The sequence below is a fragment of the Eubacterium sp. 14-2 genome, from assembly GCF_000403845.2.
Classification (GTDB): Bacteria; Bacillota; Clostridia; order Lachnospirales; family Lachnospiraceae; genus Petralouisia.
On the sequence record NZ_KE159567.1, the window covers coordinates 849,861 to 867,394 of the forward strand.

The following is a 17,534-nucleotide window of genomic DNA, read 5'->3' on the forward strand; positions in this document are numbered from 1 at the left end:
CATTATGACGATTCTTGAACTGCGTGAGAAACGCGCGAAGGCATGGGAGGCGGCAAAGGCGTTTTTAGATTCCCACAGGAAGGAGAACGGTGTCCTTTCCGCAGAGGACGACGCCGCATACACGAGGATGGAGCAGGAGATCACGGACCTTGGGAAAGAGATTGCCCGCCTGGAGCGGCAGGAGGCATTGGATGCGGAACTGGACCGCCCGGTCAACAAGCCCCTCACGGGGAAGCCGGGCGGAAAGGCGGACGCGGACGGCGGGGAGGATAAGACCGGGCGGGCTTCAGACGACTACCGGAAGAACTTCTGGAATGTGATGCGCTCCAAGGTTCCGATGCCCGCAGTCACCAACGCCCTGCAGGTCGGCACGGATTCCGAGGGCGGCTACCTGGTGCCGGATGAGTATGAGAGGACGCTGGTGGAGGCTTTGGAGGAGGAGAACATCTTCCGCCAGATGGCGAAGGTCATCAGGACCTCCAGCGGCGACAGGAAGATCCCGGTGGTGGCAAGCAAAGGCACGGCGTCCTGGATTGACGAGGAGGGCGCAATCCCGGAGAGCGACGACGCCTTTGGGCAGGTCTCCATCGGGGCGTATAAGCTGGGGACGATGATCAAGGTCTCCGAGGAGCTGTTAAACGACAGCGTTTTTGACCTGCAGTCCTATATCTCCCGCGAGTTTGCCCGCAGGATCGGGGCGAGGGAAGAGGAGGCGTTCTTCAATGGGGACGGCAAGGGCAAGCCGTTAGGGGTGCTTGCGGCCGCAGGAGGCGCGGAAACGGGCGCGACCGCGGCATCCGCCACGGCCGTGACGGCAGATGAGCTGATGGATTTATTCTATTCGCTGAAAGCCCCGTACCGCAGGAAGTCCGTGTGGGTGTTAAATGATTCCACCATCAAGGCCATCCGCAAGCTGAAGGACAATAACGGGCAGTACCTGTGGCAGCCGTCCCTGGCAGCCGGGACGCCGGACATGATCTTAGGCCGCCCCATCAAGACCTCGGCGTACATGCCGGCCATGGCCGCGGGCGCAAAGACCATCGCTTTCGGTGATTTCAGCTATTATTGGATTGCTGACAGGCAGGGACGTTCCTTCAAGCGCCTGAATGAGCTGTTCGCGGCGACCGGGCAGGTGGGCTTCCTCGCCACGCAGCGTGTGGACGGCAAGCTGATCCTTGCGGAAGCGGTGAAGGTGCTGGCGCAGAAAGCGGCATCCGGCTCATAAAAAAATACAGATTTTGATGGAAGGCGGTGGCGGCATGGTGGTGACGCTTAACGAGATGAAGAACTACCTCCGTGTGGACTATGACGAGGATGACGCCCTGATTGAAAGCATCATCGGGGCGTCGGAACGCCTCTGCATGGACGTGGTGCGGATGGATTCACTGGAAGAGTTTTCTGCCGTGGAGAACGCAAAAATCTCCGTGCTGTATGCGGCGGCCTACCTCTACGAACACCGGGAGGAGGCCGACCACCGCGCCCTCACGCTCACCCTGCGGGCATTGCTCTTTGGGGCAAGGAAGGAGGCGTTCTGATGGATGTGGCGGCAATGAACGTGCGGATCATGTTCCAGAAAAATGAAATGGTGTCCGATGCCATCGGGAACCATGAAAATGTGTGGACGGACTACTATTCCTGCCATGCCACCATCAGCGATTCCCAGGGGAAGTCCTCTGCGGAAACCGGGGCGGCGGGACAGACCGTGGCGCACCCGGACATCAGCTTCACGGTGCGTTTCTGCAGGAAAGCAAAGGCTGTGGACACCACGGGCTTCCGTATCCTGTGGGACGGCGGCATTTATGACATTTTAAAGGTAGACCATCTGAACAATAAGAAACGGGCATTGAAATTCAAATGTGAGAAAGCGGGGCGGTGATGATGCCGGACAGGGTAAGGATTGACCAGCTCGCGGCCGCAGTGATGGAAGGGCTGACGGAGTATGCGGATCTTGCGGCGGATGAGCTGAAAAAGGCAGTAAAAAAAGCGGGGAATTCCGTGAAGAAGGATATCCAGGAGGGCGCGCCGAAGGACACGGGCGCCTATGCGAAGAGCTGGTCAGTGAAGAATGTAAAAGAGACTTCCAACTCCATCGAGCTGGTGGTGCATTCCCGGAACCGCTACCAGCTCTCGCACCTCCTGGAATTCGGCCACGCCAAGCGCGGCGGCGGGCGCGTCCCCGGAAGGGCGCATATCGCGCCTGCGGAGGAAAGGGCGGAACGGACGCTGGAGCAGGAGATTGAAAAGGCTTTAAGGGGGTGATGTATTTGTGGAAAAACTTGTAAGCATGATCGCGGAGATGGGGCTGCCTTTCGCCTATGACCATTTTGCGGAAGGGGAGTCTCCGGAGCCGCCGTTCCTCTGTTACCTCATTCCGGGGAGCGATAACTTCGCGGCGGACGGGAAGGTGTACCACAAGGGCGCAAACGTCCATGTGGAAATCTACACCGATAAGAAAGACCTGGCGGTGGAGAAAAAAGTGGAGGATGTGCTGGATGCGCACGAAGTCTTCTACAACAAATCGGAAACATGGATCAGCAGCGAGCGGCTTTATGAAGTTCTGTATATTTTTGGATGGGAGGCATGACGGATGCAGAATAAAAAGAACAAAGTGAAATACAACCTTAAGAACACGCACTATGCGATGCTCACGGTTTCGGAAGACGGGGCGGTGTCCTATGGCACGCCCGTCCCGATGCCCGGCTCGGTGTCCATCTCGCTGGACGCCAACGGCGAGCCTGAAAATTTCTATGCGGACGGGACGGCGTACTATGTCATCAACAATAACATGGGCTATGACGGCGACCTGGAGCTTGCCATGATCCCGGAGTCCTTCCGCAGGGACGCTTTAAGGGAGGAACTGGATGCCAAGGGCGTATTGATAGAGAACGCCTCGGCGGAGCTTGCGGCGTTTGCCCTGCTCTTTGAGTTTGACGGCGACCAGCGGCACATCCGCCACGTCCTCTACAACTGCTCCGCGTCCCGCCCCGGCATCGAGGGCAAGACCAACGAGGAAAGCCGGGAGGTGCAGACGGAGACGCTGACCGTCAAGGCAACGCCCCTGGCGGACGGCATGGTGAAGGCGAAGACCGGGGATTCCACGGATGAGACGGTGTATAACGACTGGTACAAGGCGGTGTATATGCCCACGGCTGCGGCTGAGACAGGCGGCGGGGAAGATCAGGATAACGGGGAGGAAAGCGTATGAGCATGACAAGGAAGATTGAGATTGACGGGAAAGAGGTGCCTTTCCGGGCATCGGCGGCCGTGCCGCGCATTTACCGGATCAAGTTCCACCGGGACATCTATAAGGACCTAAGCGCGCTGGAGAAGAGCATCGGGAAGAGTGACGAGGAGAATTCCAACCTGGATTTATTTTCTTTGGAGCTGTTCGAGAACATCGCCTTCATCATGGCGAAGCACGCCGACCCTTCCATCCCGGACACGCCGGAGGAATGGCTGGACGGCTTCGGCACGTTCTCCATCTACCAGGTGCTGCCGCAACTCATTGAACTGTGGGGGCTGAACATGAAGACCGATGTGGAGGCTAAAAAAAACTTCGCGCAACTGACCGCCCGATGACCACGCCGCTGTTCCTGCTGCGGTGTGTGCAGCTCGGCATCTCCATCCGGGATTTAGATTTGCTGACCATCGGCATGGTCAACGATATGTACGCGGAGAGCAGCAATGACAGCGCGGACTACTCCATTATCGCAGGGCAGGACGAGTTTGATTTATTTTAACCGCAGATTTGGATTTTTTTGATAACGCCTGGGCAGCCGGGCTTTTTTTGCGCCGTTAAGGGGGTGTTGGTGTGGCGGCAAACAGGATAAAAGGGATTACGGTAGAGATCGGCGGCGACACCACGAAGCTCCAGACGGCGCTAAAAGGCGTGAACACGGAGATACGGAACACGCAGTCACAGCTTAAGGACGTGGAGAAGCTGCTGAAGCTCGACCCCGGCAACACGGAGCTGATGGCGCAGAAGCACCGGCTGCTCGGCCAGGCGGTTTCGGAAACGAAGGAAAAGCTGGAGACGCTGAAAACGGCGGCGGAGCAGGCGAATGACGCGCTGGCAAGGGGCGAGATTTCCCAGAGCCAGTACGATGCCCTCCAGCGGGAGATCATCGAGACGGAAAACAACCTGCGTGACCTGGAGCGGCAGGCGGGGCAGTCCGCCGTGGCTTTGCAGAAGATTGCCGCCACGGGGGAGAAGTTAAAGACGGTCGGCTCCGCCATTGAGGGCGTGGGGCAGAAGCTGATGCCCGTCACTGCGGCGGTGGGCGGGCTTGGCGCGGCTGCCGTGAAGGTGGCTTCCGACTTCGACTCCGCCATGAGCCAGGTGGCGGCTGTGTCCGGGGCGACCGGGAAGGACCTGGAAGCCCTGCGGGATAAGGCCCGTGAGATGGGCAGCAAGACCAAGTTCTCCGCATCCGAGGCGGCGGAGGCGATGAACTACATGGCCATGGCCGGCTGGAAGACGAACGATATGCTCTCCGGCATCGAGGGCATCATGAACCTTGCCGCAGCCTCCGGGGAGGATCTGGCGACCACCTCGGACATCGTGACGGACGCGCTGACCGCCCTGGGGCTGTCGGCGGAGGATTCCGGGCATTTCGCGGATATCCTTGCGGCGGCAAGCTCGAACGCCAACACGAACGTATCCATGATGGGCGAGACGTTCAAATACTGTGCGCCCGTGGCTGGCGCGCTCGGCTTTTCCGCAGAGGATACAGCGGAAGCCATCGGCCTGATGGCGAACGCGGGCATCAAGTCCTCCCAGGCAGGCACAGCCATGCGCTCCATGATGACGAACCTCACCGGGGAAGTGAAGTTTGTCGGGGACGCTTTCGGCGAGCTGACCATCCAGACCACGAACACGGACGGCAGCATGAGGAGCCTTGGGGACATCCTGGCAGACTGCCGTGCAGCATTCGCACAGATGTCCGAGTCGGAGAAGGCCGCCAATGCGGAAGCTCTGGTCGGGAAGAACGCCATGTCCGGCTTCCTTGCGGTGATGAACGCTGCTCCAGGGGACATTGAGAAATTAAACAACGCCATCAACAACTGTGACGGCACGGCGGAGAAGATGGCGGCCACCATGCAGGATAACCTTGCGGGGCAGCTCACCATCCTAAAGAGCCAGCTTGAGGAACTGGCGATATCCATAGGCGAAATCCTGATGCCGTACATCCGGCAGATTGTTGGCTGGATACAGGGGCTTGTGGACTGGCTGAACAGCCTGGACGAAGGCACGAAGAAGATTATTGTCACGGTCGCCCTTGTGGCTGCGGCGCTCGGCCCCGTCCTGATCGTCATCGGGAAAGTGGTCGGGGCAATCGGAACAATTATGACCGTGGTGCCGCAGATCGCCAGTGCCATTTCCGGCGTGATTGCTTTCGTGTCCGGGACGGTGATTCCGGCGATCTCCGCCGTGGTGGCGGCTATCGGCTGGGTGCCCCTGGCGATTGCGGCAGTGGTGGCGATACTTGTGGTGCTGTACAACAAGTGTGAGTGGTTCCGGGATGCGGTGAACGCCATCTGGACGCAGATCAAGGAATTTTTTGTTTCCGCATGGGAAGTCATCTGTTCTTTCTTTACGGAGACCATACCGAATGCCTGGAATTCCCTGGTCTCATTCTTCCAGGGCATCCCGGCATGGTGGAGCGGGCTGTGGCAGTCCGTGGGAGACTTTTTCAGCAATATCTGGACGAACATGATGAACAATCCCGTGCTGACGGGGATCGTGGACATGATACGCTCCCTGTGGGAGAACCTCTCCACAACGCTGCAGGGCATCTGGAACGGGATAAAGACAGCGGCTTCCGGGGCATGGGAGCTGATAAAGAACGTAGTGCTTGGACCGGTGCTTCTTCTTATCGACCTGGTGACCGGGAATTTTACCAAGCTGAAGGAGGACGCCGCCAACATCTGGAACAACATCAAGAATGCGGCGTCCAATATCTGGAACGGCATCAAGCAGGTGGTCGGCTCACTGGCGCAGGGGCTTGTGAACCATGTTTCCATCCTGTTTAATGGGCTGAAAACTACGATTGCCAATATCTGGACGGCAATAAAGAACACGGCCTCGTCCGCATGGAACGGGCTGAAAAATTTAGTGTCGTCTATTGCGTCCAACTTAAAGCAGGCGGCGGTGAACGCTTTCAAGGCCATGGTGTCCGGGATACGCTCCGCGCTTTCCTCCCTGGGGAGCGTGGTGCAGTCCGGGTTCCAGTCCGCCGTCAGCTTCATCACCTCGCTGCCGGGGAAAGCCCTGGAGTGGGGGAAGGACTTCATCAACGGCATTGCGGACGGCATCCGCAGCGCCATCGGCAACGTGATAAACGCGGTGTCGGACGTGGCGGATAAGATACGCTCCTTCCTGCACTTCTCCGTGCCGGACGAGGGGCCGCTGACAGACTACGAAAGCTGGATGCCGGACTTCATGTCCGGGCTGGCAAAGGGCATCGAAAAGAGCCGGGGCATGGTGAAGAAGGCCGTGTCCGGCGTGGCATCCGACTTAATGCTCCAGCCACAGGCGACTGTCCAGGGGATGCAGGGCGGACGGGATTCCTCCGGGGATTCTTCCGTGGGCGAGCTTTTAGGAGGGCTCCGGGAGATGCTTTCCGGCCTGCAGGAAATGGCGGGCGGCGGGACCATCTGCATCCCCGTGTATGTGGGCGGGACGCTGCTGGACGAAGTGGTGGTGGATGCCCAGGCAAGGCAGAACTTAAGGTCGGGAGGGAGGTAAAGCGGTATGGCATATATACAGTATCTGGCAATTGACGGTGTGCCGCTCCCCCTGCCCGATTCCTATGAGGTGCAGATGGCAGATGTTGAGGCGGACTCCGGGGGCGAGACGGAGGCCGGGACCACGCAGAGGGACGTGGTGCGGATGGGCGTGGTGTCCATCCCCGCCGCTTTCTCCGTTTCCCCGAAATGGCTGAAAATGCTGACGGGGTTTAAACAGAAAGAAAAACTGACTGTGGACTACTTTGACACGGAGACGCTGGAAATGAAGCGGACGGAGATGTTTATCAGCGGCTATAAGGCGGCTCTTGTGAAAGACACATCCTATAAAGGATTGTGGAAAGTGTCGTTTACTTTGAAGGAACTGTAGGGGGAGGTGGGCATCCGGATGTACCCGGTGAGCGAGGCATTCCTGCGGGCGGTGCAGGAGAACACACGGAACTACCGCTGGACGGGGCAGATCACGACAAAGGGCGGCGCTGTATACCCATTCGTTTACAAAGATATCGTGAAAGGGAGCGGGTACATCACGGCGCAGTGCTGCGGCAGCGCAGAGATCGAGCTGGGGACGGTGTACGCCGCCGAGATGGGCGTCACGCTCTTTTCCCAGATTGACCGCTACACATTGGAAGGGGCGAAGGTGCGGCTTTCCTACCACCTGCGGCTTGCGGACGGGAGTTTCGAGGAAGTGCCGATGGGCATCTTCGAGGTCAGCGAGGCGAACCGGACGGCGCACTGCCTGGAGCTGAAAGCCTACGACTATATGCTCCGCTTTGAGAAAAGTTTCAATGGATTTGAGACCGTGGGCAATGCCTACGCTTTTCTTGATTTATGCTGCAAAGCCTGTGCCGTGGAGCTGGCGCACACACAGGCGGAGATCGAGGCCATGCCCAACGGCACGGAGCTGCTCTCCATCTACCCGGAGAATGACATTGAGACGTACCGTGACGTGCTGTACTTCGTGGGGCAGGTGCTTGGCGGCTTTTTCTGCATCAGCCGGGAGGGGAAGCTGGAGCTGCGCAAATACGGGACACAGCCGGTGATGGAGGTAAAGAGCAGGCACCGGTTCACCAGCAGCTTTTCCGACTTCATCACCCGGTACACTGCGGTCAGCTCCACGAACCTGCGCACACAGACGGCGGAGTATTACGCCCTGGAGCCGGACGACGGGCTGACCATGAACCTGGCGGTGAACCCGCTCCTGCAGTTCGGGCTGGAGGAGACGCGGGAGCAGCTCTGCCGGAACATTTTAAATGATCTGGCGGTGGTCAGTTATGTGCCTTTTGATTCCAGCACCATCGGCAATCCGGCGCTTGACCTGGGGGATGTGCTGACCTTCACGGGCGGGCAGGCGGATGGGAGCCAGGTTGCGTGTATCACTTCCTTTAACTGTAAGATCGGGGGAAAACATACGCTGAAATGCGTGGGGAAGAACCCAAGGCTGGCGCAGGCGAAATCGAAAAATGACAAGAACATCTCCGGCCTCTTAAACCAGATCGAGGCGGGGAAGATGGGGCTGTTCACCTACACCAACGCGAAGGCGTACAGCCTTTCCAAAGCCAGGTGCGCGGTCATCAGCATGGAGTTCGCGTCCTCCCAGGAGACGGACGCGCAGTTCATCGGCCAGGTGATGCTTGAAATCTCCGCCGCCCAGGTGGAGCGGCAGGCGTCCGCAGAGGGGAAAGTCACCGTGCCGCTCCCCGCAGAATCCGGCGGGGCTGTGGATTCCGGGGAAGGAAACGGGGGTGTGGAAACGGAAACAGCGGGGAGTACAGATGTGGAAGTGGATGTCTCGCTGCCCGTGAAGTGGAAGGAGGACGGGAGGGTTTCCATCCTTGCCGCCTATGAGTTTGACGACAACGAGATCCTGTCGGTTTACCCGGAAGAAACTTTCGGCAGCGGCAGGCACATCCTCTCCCTCTATTACCCGCTGGCGGGAATTGTGCAGGAACGGATGCACACGTTCCGCGTGTACCTTTCGGCGGAAGGCGGGGAGGCGGCGGTCCCTGCGGGCGGGTGCATCGCCTCCATCAGCGGCCAGGCGATGGCGGGCGCGACGAAGAACTGGGACGGGACGCTGGAATTCGAGGAGTATTTCCCGGCGGCCATGCTTACGCAGAAACAATGCCTGAGGCCGGCGGAAGAGCGGCTTGCCGTTTCATGGCCGCAGGAAAAAGCCGTCCGCCACACAGAAACATTCCCAAAAGTTATTACAGGGTTTACCGGCCTTGTGCTGCCGGAGTAAGGAGGGCATCATGAAACTGAAAGGGACTATGACGATTGAACTGACGGATGCGGGCAGCGGGGAGACAGAAACCATCCGGGAGGAGAACATGGTCACGGACGCCGTGGACAACATCCTTGGGAGCAACCTGCTGGGGGTGTATTTCGACTCCGGCACAAGCTCGAAGAACATCACGGTGAACAGCCAGCTCCTGCCCATCTGCCCGAACACGCTGGGCGGCATCCTGCTGTTTGCGGATACGCTGGAGGAGCGGAAGGATAACCTCTACCCCATGTCCGCGAACTACCCCGTGGCCTACGCCTCCAACGACGTGAACCTTGGGACGGACACGGCGCGGGGCAGCATGAACCAGACGGAGAGCGGCCCCATCGACAGGGGCTATAAATTCGTGTGGGACTTCACCACGAGCCAGGGCAACGGCACGATAGCCGCGGCCGCCCTCACAAGCTCCTGGGGCGGCAAGAACGTGTATGGGAGCGAAACAGAGGACGGCACTGCGTTCGTGGTCATGAAGGCGGTCTCCATTGCCGGATGCACGAACCGGAAGCGGTGGCTCTTAAGCAACGCCATAGAATGCGATTTTGAGAAGGAGGAGGTCTGGTCCATCAACTGCAGCAACACAAACATCATCACCATCAGCAGGTCCAGGCTCCCCATGGTGAGCCTGTGCGTCAACGAGAAGCTGAACGACAGCTCCGTGCAGGAGCTGGAAAGCTGGGAGATCGAGCCGTCCGTGTTCGGCTTTAAGAAGAACGTGTATTATTACGGCTTTTTCCTGAACGGATGGGACGGGTACTGGTACGGGTTCTGCAACAGCCCGAATTCCTCCGGGAACGCCTCGGTGAAATGGATAAAGATAGACCGCACGGACTTCAGCTACACGGAAGGCACATGGACGCTCACCAACGTCCAGCTCCCGACCATGGGGTACCGCGACACCAACTACGAGCTGTACAAGACCTGGACCCGCGCCAGCATCCGGGGCGGGTACCTCTACACGTTCAACTACGGCTACACCGGGTTCTACAAGATATGCCTTACGAACCCGTCCGACGTCACGTTTATCCCGGCGGGGTTCACGGCAAGGGGGAACGCCCTGGGAGGGAGCCTTGCGGGGAACGCCATGGAGCTGATGGGGGACATCATCGTGGGGTATGACTTCCTGCTGTTCGCGGACGACACGGTCAGGCAGAACAAGGGGAACAAAAAGACGGAGGACGTGCAGACGCCTTTGTTCTGTTATAAAAACTTCTGCATCTCCTGGGCGTATGACGCGAGGTATATGTTCCTGCGCACGCCATACCTGGGCACCATAAACAACCTGTCCTCGGCGGTGGTGAAGACGGCGGACAAGACGATGAAGATCACCTACACGCTGACGGACGAGGGGCAGTGACGGCTTTACGGCAGGGGGAGGCGTTTCCCCTGCCGTGGTAAAAGGGATGTGTGTATGCCGGGGGAATCCCGGCGGGGATTTACTGCTGTGCGGCGTACCTGTCAGACGGCTCTGCGACCATGGAGAGGGATGCGGCTTCTTTTTCCGCGCGGCGCTTCATCTTTTCAAGTTCCGCAATCCTGCGGGAAATCTCCGCCTGCGTCTCCCGCTGTTCTTTTGCCGCCAGTTCTTCGGCGGTGAGGGTGCGGATGCGGATGAAGCCCTCTTCGTATTCAACGATGAGCGGGGTGCCGATGGAAAAGCCGAGGGCTTCCAGCCACTTCCCCTCCATCTGTATCTTCGGCACCGTGCAGCACGGGCCGGAGCCGGTGCGCAGGATTCCGCCGCTCTGGGAATAGCGGCTGCTGTATAAGACTTTGATATTTTTTGTTTTCATAGGGTGTCCTCCTTGCATTTTTATTTCCCGTGCCGCCTCCCGTTTTCCGGGCAGGCGGGGCTTTGGGTAGTGTTATTAATCACTCTGAAGCCGTGAAATAGCAAGGAAAACAGGGGCATAAATGTGACAAAGATTCCCACAGATACTTGTGTAAACGACACAAATAAATATCCTTTTGGATACGGGGCTGTCCGCCATTGGCGGGCGGCCTTTTATCATACAAAAAATCATTTAAAGGAGGTTTCAACATGAAGGAATTCTGGAACACGATCCAACTCATCTTTACGGCCATCGGGGGATGGCTCGGCTGGTTCTTAGGCGGCTGTGACGGCCTGCTGTACGCGCTTGTCGTATTTGTCGTGGTGGACTATGTCACGGGCGTGATGTGCGCCGCGGCGGATAAGAAGCTGTCCAGCGAGGTGGGATTTAAGGGCATCGCAAAGAAGGTGCTGATCTTCCTGCTGGTGGGGATCGCCAACATCCTCGATGTGCAGGTCATCGGGAACGGCTCTGTCCTGCGGACGGCGGTTATCTTTTTCTATATTTCCAATGAGGGCGTGAGCCTTTTAGAGAACGCCGGACACCTTGGGCTGCCCATCCCGGAAAAGCTGAAGGATATCCTGGAGCAGCTCCATGACAGGGCAGAGGACGGGAAGGGGGATGAATAATCGTGAAACTGGTGGAAAGCATCCTGACAAGGAACCCCTGCTATACGGCAGGGCGGAAGATCACGGTGAAGGGGCTGATGCTCCATTCCGTGGGCTGCCCGCAGCCGAAGGCATCCGCTTTCATCAATAGCTGGAATAGCCCGGCGCACGATAGTTCCTGCGTCCACGGTTTCATTGACGGGAACGATGGCGCAGTGTACCAGACGCTCCCGTGGAACCACAGGGGATGGCACTGCGGAAGCGGGAATAAGGGGAGCGGGAACAATACCCATATCGGGGTGGAGATGTGCGAGCCTGCGTGTATCCGGTACACGGCAGGCTCTAACTTTACCTGCTCCGATGTGGCCGCGGCAAAAGCGGTGGCAAAAAGAACCTATGAGGCAGCGGTGGAGCTGTTCGCCATGCTCTGTAAAAAATACAGCCTGAATCCATTGGAGGATGGCGTAGTCATCAGCCACAAAGAGGGACACAGACGGGGCATTGCCAGCAACCACGGCGACCCGGAGCATTTATGGACGCAGCTTGGCGCGGGGTACACGATGGACGGGTTCCGCAAAGCAGTCAAGGCGGCGATGGGAGGCGCATCCTCCGGCACGGGCAGATACACGAAGATCATGGGGGATTCCGCGGCAACGGCAGAGCAGATGAGGAATTATATCAAAGGGAAGAATCCGGCAGTGGCGCAGTCTGTCCTCGATACGGTTCCGCTGTATCTCTCCGAGGGTAAGGCGGAGGGAGTCCGGGGCGACGTCGCCTTTGCACAGTCCTGCCTTGAGACCGGCAATTTTACCTTTTCCGGCTCTGCGGTCACGCTTTCACAGAACAATTTCTGCGGCATGGGCGTGACTTCCAATGGTATGAAGGGAAATTCCTTTGGCACGCCGCAGCTCGGCATCCGGGCGCAGGTGCAGCATTTGAAAGCCTACGCCTCCACGGACGAACTGAAGAACGCCTGCATTGACCCGCGTTTTAAGTATGTCACGAGGGGCTGTGCGGAATATGTGGAGTGGCTTGGGCAGAAAGAAAATCCGGCCGGGAAAGGATGGGCGGCGGGAGCTGGCTATGGGGAGAAAATCCTCTCCATCCTGAAAGGCATCCTTGGCACGGCGGGAGGCTCACCAAAGCCTGCTCCCGCAGAGACCGAAGCCTGGTACCGCGTCCGGAAGTCGTGGGCGGACGCATCCTCGCAGAAAGGGGCGTTCAAGTCGCTGGGGAACGCCAAGAAGTGTGCGGACGAAAATCCGGGGCATTCCGTGTTTGATGAATCGGGGAAGGCGGTGTATACCAGGGCGGCGGCATTCCAGCCGTACCTTGTGCGGGTGTCCATCCCCGACCTGAACATCCGGGAAGCGCCTGGGACGGATAAGCCCAAGACCGGGAAGGTGACTGGTATGGGTGTATTTACCATTGTTGAGGAAGCGGACGGGAAAGGCGCATCCCGGTGGGGGCTGCTGAAATCCTACCGGGAAAAGAGAAACGGATGGATTTCGCTCGATCACGCCAGCCGGATATAAATACAGACAGCAGGGCCCGCGGCATTTTCCCATGTGCCGCGGGCCCGTTTTTTAGTGGGTGTAAACTACACAGGAAACGGATGGAAAGTTTGTGCATCTTATGGCGCAGATATGAGTGGATAATCTGCGGAATCTGATTTAACATGGCACTACCCCAAAGGGCGCTGCCGGGAACGGCGGCAGAAAAATAAAGGAGGCACACGCCTATGAAAAAACAGTTTATGGAAACAGCCCGCCTGCCACGCAGGGGGCGGCGGAAGGAGGGATGCTGATGTTCACTGCGAAAGAACGCACACTTCTCACTTCCCCTTACTTCCGGCTCATCCGCCAGACGGATGACTTCTTTGAGGTCCAGTCCAGATGCACCAAACACTGCTGGATCGTCCAGAAACTTTCCTATGACCGGTATCCGGTCCGCATCTACCACAAGCACACGAAGGGGACGGCCTACTACCATAGGCACGGCCATGCCAGCACGGTATCCTCCGCCGTCCGGCAGATCAAGAGCCACGATGTGTGGCAGCTAAACGGGAGGCGCGCCATGGCGTAAAGCCCGGCGCGAATAGTGACAAGCCCGCGGCACATAAAATGTCGTGGGCCATTTTTTGATTTCAGGGGGTTCAGTTCCCCCGTTTCCGTGGCCTATATGTGAAAGCTATTTTTCCGCACGGCGGGAGGCGCAGAAAAAATGCCGATGCAACCGTCCGATTCCCGTCCCTGCGGTGGCATATGGCAGGAGGTGTGTTTTTCATGACGGAGGAACAGAAAAGGAAGGTTTCAGACCTGCGGCGGGCAGGCATGGGATATACGGAGACGGCAAGGCTGGCGGGCGTGTCCAGGGACGCGGTGCGCAGCTTCTGCAGGAGGAACGGCCTGGCGGGGCAGGCGGCGCAGGACGGGCAGGAGGACGCCCAGGCGCAGGAAGGCATCTGCCGGAAATGCGGGAAGCCGCTGCAGCAGACGGCGGGCGTGAAGCGGCGGGCGTTCTGCTCCAGGGAGTGCCGGGAGAAGTGGTGGCACGGGCATCCGGAGCAGATAAGGCAGAGGGCGGTCTATTCCTTCACCTGCGCCAGGTGCGGGGAGCAGTTTGACGTCTATGGGGATTCCAGGAGGAAATACTGCTCCCACGGGTGCTATATAAAAGCCAGGTTCGGGGGAGGCGGCGCAGATGAGTGAGGGGGAATTCCGCGCGGAGATGCGCTACCGGATGTCGCTTGCCGTGGCGCGGGCGATGCTCGAAGAAGGCGCCATCACCAAAGAGGAATATTCGGAAATTGATACAATACTTTTGCAGAAACACCGGCCAATTCTGGGTACATTATTAGCCGGAAAAACCTTGCAATAAGTGCGGTCTGGAGTGATGAATGGTAGCGGAAAGGAGTGGTTTCTATTGAAGAAAATCAGAAAAATCGAGCCGGCCATCCCCGCACTGGCAGGGCGGAAAAAGGTGGCCGCCTATGCCCGTGTTTCGAGGGACACGGAGCGGCTCATGAATTCCGTTTCCGCACAGATAAGCCATTACAGCGCGCTCATCCAGAACAATCCGGAATGGGAATACGCAGGGGTGTACGCGGACTGCGGGATATCCGGGACAGGGACGGCCAGGCGCGGCGAATTCTTAAGGATGCTCGCCGACTGCGAGGCGGGCAGGATCAACATCATCCTGACGAAATCCATCAGCCGCTTCGCAAGGAACACGGTCGACCTTCTGGAGACGGTCAGGCATTTGAAGTCCCTCGGCATCGAGGTGCGGTTCGAGAAGGAACACATCAATTCGCTTTCAGAGGATGGGGAGCTGATGCTCTCGCTCCTGGCGTCCTTTGCACAGGAGGAGAGCCGGAGCATCTCGGAAAACGTGAAGTGGGGAGTCAGGCGGCGGTTCCAGTCCGGCGAGATCGGGACGGCGAACAAGCACATCCTCGGATACCGGTATGATGAGGATGAGAAAAAATATGTCATCATACCGGAAGAGGCGGAAGCAGTCCGCTGGATGTTCCAGATGTACATTGACGGCGTTTCCTTCCGCCGGATTGCGGAGAACATGAACAGGGTGGGCATCCGCACCACTCTTGGCAACGATTTCCAGGAAGCCTCGGTGCGGCAGCTCATTTTCAACGAGGTCTATGCCGGCGACATCCGGCGGCAGAAATGCTACATGGCGGACCCCATCACCAAGGCAAAGGTAAAGAACGGCGGGGAGCTGCCGCAGTATTACATGGCAGACTGCCATGAAGCCATCATTGACCGGGAAACCTACGCAAAGGTCCAGGCGGAGATAGAACGGCGGGCGGGGCTTGTCAATCCCGCCTACCCTTTTACAGGGAAGATGAAATGCGGCGTCTGCGGGCAGCCGTTCACACGGAAGAAAGGGACCATAAGGGGGAAGACCTATGTACACTGGATATGCCGCTCCAAAAAGGAGACGGGCATGAGCTGCACCAGCGTGAATTTCAGCGAGGAAGAGCTGGAGCGGATTTCGGCGCGGATGCTTGGAATGGATGAGTTTGACGGGGCTGTGTTTGAAAAGGCTGTCCGGGGCATCACCGTCATGGAAAACGGGGACCTGGAATTCCATCTCACCGGCGGGGAGACGAAAGTCTGGAAGAACCTGCACCTGGACCCGCCCAGGCACATCGCCACGGTCACGGACTGCTTCCAGGGGAAGATACGGTGCGCCGCCTGCGGGAATACATACCACCGGGTGAACGGCGCGGGGAAGTGGGTGTACTGGTACTGCATCGGCAAGAAAAGGAAGAATGTGGAGTGCCATAACCCAAACTGCACCGATTACAAGCTGAGGCAGGTTTCCGCGCACATGATGGGGCTGGAGGAATTTGACGAAGCGGAGTTTGAAAAGCAGATAGAGGAAATCACGGCATTTCCGGATGGCAGCCTGGAATTCAATTTTTATGGAGGGAGGAAAGAGCGATGGCAAAGAGCGTGATCACGATACCGGCCACGGTGAACAGGCACACGGCGGCGCCGATAGGCAGCTATAAAAAACGCAGGGTGGCCGCCTATGCCCGCGTCTCCACCGACCATGAGGAGCAGCAGAGCAGCTACGAGGCGCAGGTGGACTATTACACGAACTACATCAACGGGCGCGAGGATTGGGAATTCGTATCTGTATATGCGGACGAAGGCATAACCGGCTGTAACACGAAAAAGCGCGACGGCTTCAACAAAATGGTGGAGGACGCGCTTTCCGGCGCCATCGACCTCATCATCACCAAGAGCGTCTCCCGCTTCGCAAGGAACACGGTGGACAGCCTCACGACCATCCGGAAGCTGAAGGAGAACAGGGTGGAGTGCTACTTCGAGAAAGAGAACATCTGGACGTTTGACAGCAAGGGCGAGCTGCTCCTTACCATCATGTCCTCGCTGGCGCAGGAGGAGAGCCGGAGCATCTCGGAGAACTGCACCTGGGGGCAGAGGAAGCGGTTCGCGGACGGCAAGGTCACGGTGCCGTTCAAGCGGTTCCTGGGCTACGACCGGGGCGAAGATGGAAACCTCGTCATCAACGAGGAACAGGCGGAGACCGTCCGCAGGATTTACGGCCTCTTCCTGCAGGGGCGCTCGCCCCACGCAATCGCAAAACTGCTGACGGCGGAGGGCATCCCATCGCCCGGTGGCAAGGAGGCATGGTCTTCCAGCACGGTCAAAAGCATTCTTACCAACGAAAAATATAAAGGCGACGCTCTCCTGCAGAAGGTGTACACGGTGGACTTCCTCACCAAGCAGAAGAAGGTAAACGAGGGCGAGGTGCCGCAGTATTATGTGGAGAACAACCACCAGACCATCATCAGCCCCTCCGTGTTCGAGGAGGCGCAGCACCAGATGGCGGCCAGGCATTCCGGGAAGAACCGGGCGGGCAGCATGGGCGTATTCTCCGGCCGGATAAAATGTGCGGACTGCGGGGGCTGGTATGGCTCCAAGGTGTGGCATTCCAACAGCAAGTACCGCAAGACCATCTGGCAGTGCAACCACAAGTTTGACGGCGGGGAGAAATGCGGCACGCCCCACCTTGACGAGGAAACCATCAAACAGCTTTTCCTGAAAGCGGCCAATGCCATCTTTGCAGAAAAGGACGGGGTGCGGGAGGATTACGATTCCATAAAAGACACGCTTTTCGGCACCGCGGAGCTGGAGACGGAGCGCCTGCGGCTGCAGGAGGAGATGAACGTGGTGGCGGAGCTGATTGAACAGTGCGTGGCGGAGAATGCCCGCGTCGCCCTTGACCAGACGGAGTACCAGAAAAAGTATGACGGGCTGGCGGGGCGGTTCAACAGGGCGAAGGGGCGGCTTTCGGAAGTCAGCCAGGCCATCACGGAGCGGCAGGCGAAGCGGGAGAAGATCGGGAGGTTTGTTTCCGCCCTGGAAAAGCGGGACGGCCCGCTCACGGAATTTAACGAGGACGACTGGTACAGCCTTGTGGAGTACGCCACGGTGTACAGCAGGGAGGACATCCGCTTCACTTTCAAGAACGGGATGGAGATAAAGGCATGAGAATATAGTCCCCCGGAGCAGG

At 58.3% G+C, this 17,534-nt stretch carries 20 protein-coding genes; 19 read left to right on the plus strand and 1 reads right to left on the minus strand.

Going from position 1 to position 17,534, the window contains the following annotated elements:
• Position 1: 1 nt before the first annotated feature.
• The 12 genes from C805_RS11165 to C805_RS11215 all read left to right on the plus strand — a co-directional run bounded on the left by C805_RS11165 (position 2) and on the right by C805_RS11215 (position 10,388).
• Entirely contained in the window at positions 2 to 1,225 is a 1,224-nt protein-coding gene (locus tag C805_RS11165) for a phage major capsid protein (RefSeq protein WP_371197642.1), read from the plus strand.
• Between the two features lie 34 nt (positions 1,226 to 1,259).
• The gene (locus C805_RS11170; RefSeq protein ID WP_016213942.1) at positions 1,260 to 1,535 is read left to right on the plus strand and encodes a head-tail connector protein; all 276 of its coding nucleotides are present in this window, start codon (positions 1,260 to 1,262) and stop codon (positions 1,533 to 1,535) included.
• The gene (locus C805_RS11175) at positions 1,535 to 1,876 is read left to right on the plus strand and encodes a phage head closure protein (RefSeq protein WP_016213943.1); all 342 of its coding nucleotides are present in this window, start codon (positions 1,535 to 1,537) and stop codon (positions 1,874 to 1,876) included. Before C805_RS11170 ends, C805_RS11175 begins: the two co-directional genes overlap by 1 nt.
• A 2-nt stretch (positions 1,877 to 1,878) precedes the next feature.
• Positions 1,879 to 2,259 (plus strand): HK97 gp10 family phage protein, encoded by a 381-nt coding sequence (locus C805_RS11180; RefSeq protein ID WP_031200949.1) that lies wholly within the window; start codon positions 1,879 to 1,881, stop codon positions 2,257 to 2,259.
• A gap of 7 nt (positions 2,260 to 2,266) precedes the next feature.
• Positions 2,267 to 2,584 carry a hypothetical protein gene (locus C805_RS11185; RefSeq protein WP_016213945.1) on the plus strand — a complete coding sequence of 106 codons (318 nt, stop codon included), beginning with the start codon at positions 2,267 to 2,269 and terminating at the stop codon, positions 2,582 to 2,584.
• Positions 2,585 to 2,587: 3 nt separating this feature from the next.
• Positions 2,588 to 3,205: a major tail protein gene (locus tag C805_RS11190; RefSeq protein WP_016213946.1), complete on the plus strand. Its 618-nt coding sequence runs from the start codon at positions 2,588 to 2,590 to the stop codon at positions 3,203 to 3,205.
• Entirely contained in the window at positions 3,202 to 3,579 is a 378-nt protein-coding gene (locus C805_RS11195) for a hypothetical protein (protein ID WP_016213947.1), read from the plus strand. Before C805_RS11190 ends, C805_RS11195 begins: the two co-directional genes overlap by 4 nt.
• Positions 3,576 to 3,740 carry a hypothetical protein gene (locus C805_RS26660; protein WP_016213948.1) on the plus strand — a complete coding sequence of 55 codons (165 nt, stop codon included), beginning with the start codon at positions 3,576 to 3,578 and terminating at the stop codon, positions 3,738 to 3,740. Before C805_RS11195 ends, C805_RS26660 begins: the two co-directional genes overlap by 4 nt.
• Before the next feature lie 71 nt (positions 3,741 to 3,811).
• Entirely contained in the window at positions 3,812 to 6,748 is a 2,937-nt protein-coding gene (locus C805_RS11200; protein WP_016213949.1) for a phage tail tape measure protein, read from the plus strand.
• A 6-nt stretch (positions 6,749 to 6,754) separates the two neighbouring features.
• Positions 6,755 to 7,117, plus strand: coding sequence for a hypothetical protein (locus tag C805_RS11205; protein ID WP_016213950.1), 363 nt, complete (start codon positions 6,755 to 6,757; stop codon positions 7,115 to 7,117).
• Positions 7,118 to 7,135: 18 nt separating this feature from the next.
• Positions 7,136 to 8,992, plus strand: a complete 1,857-nt coding sequence (locus tag C805_RS11210) for a hypothetical protein (protein ID WP_016213951.1) — start codon at positions 7,136 to 7,138, stop codon at positions 8,990 to 8,992.
• 10 nt (positions 8,993 to 9,002) lie between these two features.
• Complete coding sequence (locus C805_RS11215) at positions 9,003 to 10,388, plus strand: hypothetical protein (RefSeq protein WP_016213952.1); 1,386 nt, start codon at positions 9,003 to 9,005, stop codon at positions 10,386 to 10,388.
• A 79-nt stretch (positions 10,389 to 10,467) separates the two neighbouring features.
• On the opposite strand, the gene C805_RS11220 is transcribed toward C805_RS11215, so the two are convergent.
• On the minus strand, positions 10,468 to 10,824 hold the full coding sequence (locus C805_RS11220; protein ID WP_016213953.1) for a SymE family type I addiction module toxin: 357 nt from the start codon (positions 10,822 to 10,824) through the stop codon (positions 10,468 to 10,470).
• A 248-nt stretch (positions 10,825 to 11,072) separates the two neighbouring features.
• On the opposite strand from C805_RS11220, the gene C805_RS11225 reads away from it, so the two are divergent.
• The 7 genes from C805_RS11225 to C805_RS11245 all read left to right on the plus strand — a co-directional run bounded on the left by C805_RS11225 (position 11,073) and on the right by C805_RS11245 (position 17,512).
• Complete coding sequence (locus C805_RS11225; RefSeq protein ID WP_016213954.1) at positions 11,073 to 11,492, plus strand: phage holin family protein; 420 nt, start codon at positions 11,073 to 11,075, stop codon at positions 11,490 to 11,492.
• Positions 11,493 to 11,494: 2 nt separating this feature from the next.
• Positions 11,495 to 13,006: an N-acetylmuramoyl-L-alanine amidase gene (locus tag C805_RS11230; RefSeq protein WP_016213955.1), complete on the plus strand. Its 1,512-nt coding sequence runs from the start codon at positions 11,495 to 11,497 to the stop codon at positions 13,004 to 13,006.
• Positions 13,007 to 13,277: 271 nt separating this feature from the next.
• A complete protein-coding gene (locus tag C805_RS26295; protein WP_022750980.1) occupies positions 13,278 to 13,556 on the plus strand; it encodes a hypothetical protein in 279 nt (92 codons plus the stop codon).
• A gap of 200 nt (positions 13,557 to 13,756) precedes the next feature.
• Positions 13,757 to 14,182 carry a hypothetical protein gene (locus C805_RS11235; RefSeq protein ID WP_016213957.1) on the plus strand — a complete coding sequence of 142 codons (426 nt, stop codon included), beginning with the start codon at positions 13,757 to 13,759 and terminating at the stop codon, positions 14,180 to 14,182.
• Entirely contained in the window at positions 14,175 to 14,351 is a 177-nt protein-coding gene (locus C805_RS26665; protein ID WP_016213958.1) for an SHOCT domain-containing protein, read from the plus strand. Before C805_RS11235 ends, C805_RS26665 begins: the two co-directional genes overlap by 8 nt.
• 45 nt (positions 14,352 to 14,396) lie before the next feature.
• A complete protein-coding gene (locus tag C805_RS11240; RefSeq protein ID WP_016213959.1) occupies positions 14,397 to 15,950 on the plus strand; it encodes a recombinase family protein in 1,554 nt (517 codons plus the stop codon).
• Positions 15,935 to 17,512: a recombinase family protein gene (locus tag C805_RS11245; RefSeq protein WP_016213960.1), complete on the plus strand. Its 1,578-nt coding sequence runs from the start codon at positions 15,935 to 15,937 to the stop codon at positions 17,510 to 17,512. The genes C805_RS11240 and C805_RS11245 overlap by 16 nt, the downstream gene beginning before the upstream one ends.
• Positions 17,513 to 17,534 lie beyond the last annotated feature (22 nt).

What these genes read in the sequence shown, in the direction of transcription:
- C805_RS11220 (WP_016213953.1), bottom strand. Translation starts at nt 10,824, where the DNA reads ATGAAAACAAAAAATATCAAAGTCTTATACAGCAGCCGCTATTCCCAG.
- C805_RS11195 (WP_016213947.1), top strand. Translation starts at nt 3,202, where the DNA reads ATGAGCATGACAAGGAAGATTGAGATTGACGGGAAAGAGGTGCCTTTC.
- C805_RS11180 (WP_031200949.1), top strand. Translation starts at nt 1,879, where the DNA reads ATGCCGGACAGGGTAAGGATTGACCAGCTCGCGGCCGCAGTGATGGAA.
- C805_RS26665 (WP_016213958.1), top strand. Translation starts at nt 14,175, where the DNA reads ATGAGTGAGGGGGAATTCCGCGCGGAGATGCGCTACCGGATGTCGCTT.
- C805_RS11210 (WP_016213951.1), top strand. Translation starts at nt 7,136, where the DNA reads ATGTACCCGGTGAGCGAGGCATTCCTGCGGGCGGTGCAGGAGAACACA.
- C805_RS11205 (WP_016213950.1), top strand. Translation starts at nt 6,755, where the DNA reads ATGGCATATATACAGTATCTGGCAATTGACGGTGTGCCGCTCCCCCTG.
- C805_RS11245 (WP_016213960.1), top strand. Translation starts at nt 15,935, where the DNA reads ATGGCAAAGAGCGTGATCACGATACCGGCCACGGTGAACAGGCACACG.
- C805_RS11215 (WP_016213952.1), top strand. Translation starts at nt 9,003, where the DNA reads ATGAAACTGAAAGGGACTATGACGATTGAACTGACGGATGCGGGCAGC.
- C805_RS11225 (WP_016213954.1), top strand. Translation starts at nt 11,073, where the DNA reads ATGAAGGAATTCTGGAACACGATCCAACTCATCTTTACGGCCATCGGG.
- C805_RS11235 (WP_016213957.1), top strand. Translation starts at nt 13,757, where the DNA reads ATGACGGAGGAACAGAAAAGGAAGGTTTCAGACCTGCGGCGGGCAGGC.
- C805_RS11170 (WP_016213942.1), top strand. Translation starts at nt 1,260, where the DNA reads ATGGTGGTGACGCTTAACGAGATGAAGAACTACCTCCGTGTGGACTAT.
- C805_RS26660 (WP_016213948.1), top strand. Translation starts at nt 3,576, where the DNA reads ATGACCACGCCGCTGTTCCTGCTGCGGTGTGTGCAGCTCGGCATCTCC.
- C805_RS26295 (WP_022750980.1), top strand. Translation starts at nt 13,278, where the DNA reads ATGTTCACTGCGAAAGAACGCACACTTCTCACTTCCCCTTACTTCCGG.
- C805_RS11175 (WP_016213943.1), top strand. Translation starts at nt 1,535, where the DNA reads ATGGATGTGGCGGCAATGAACGTGCGGATCATGTTCCAGAAAAATGAA.
- C805_RS11190 (WP_016213946.1), top strand. Translation starts at nt 2,588, where the DNA reads ATGCAGAATAAAAAGAACAAAGTGAAATACAACCTTAAGAACACGCAC.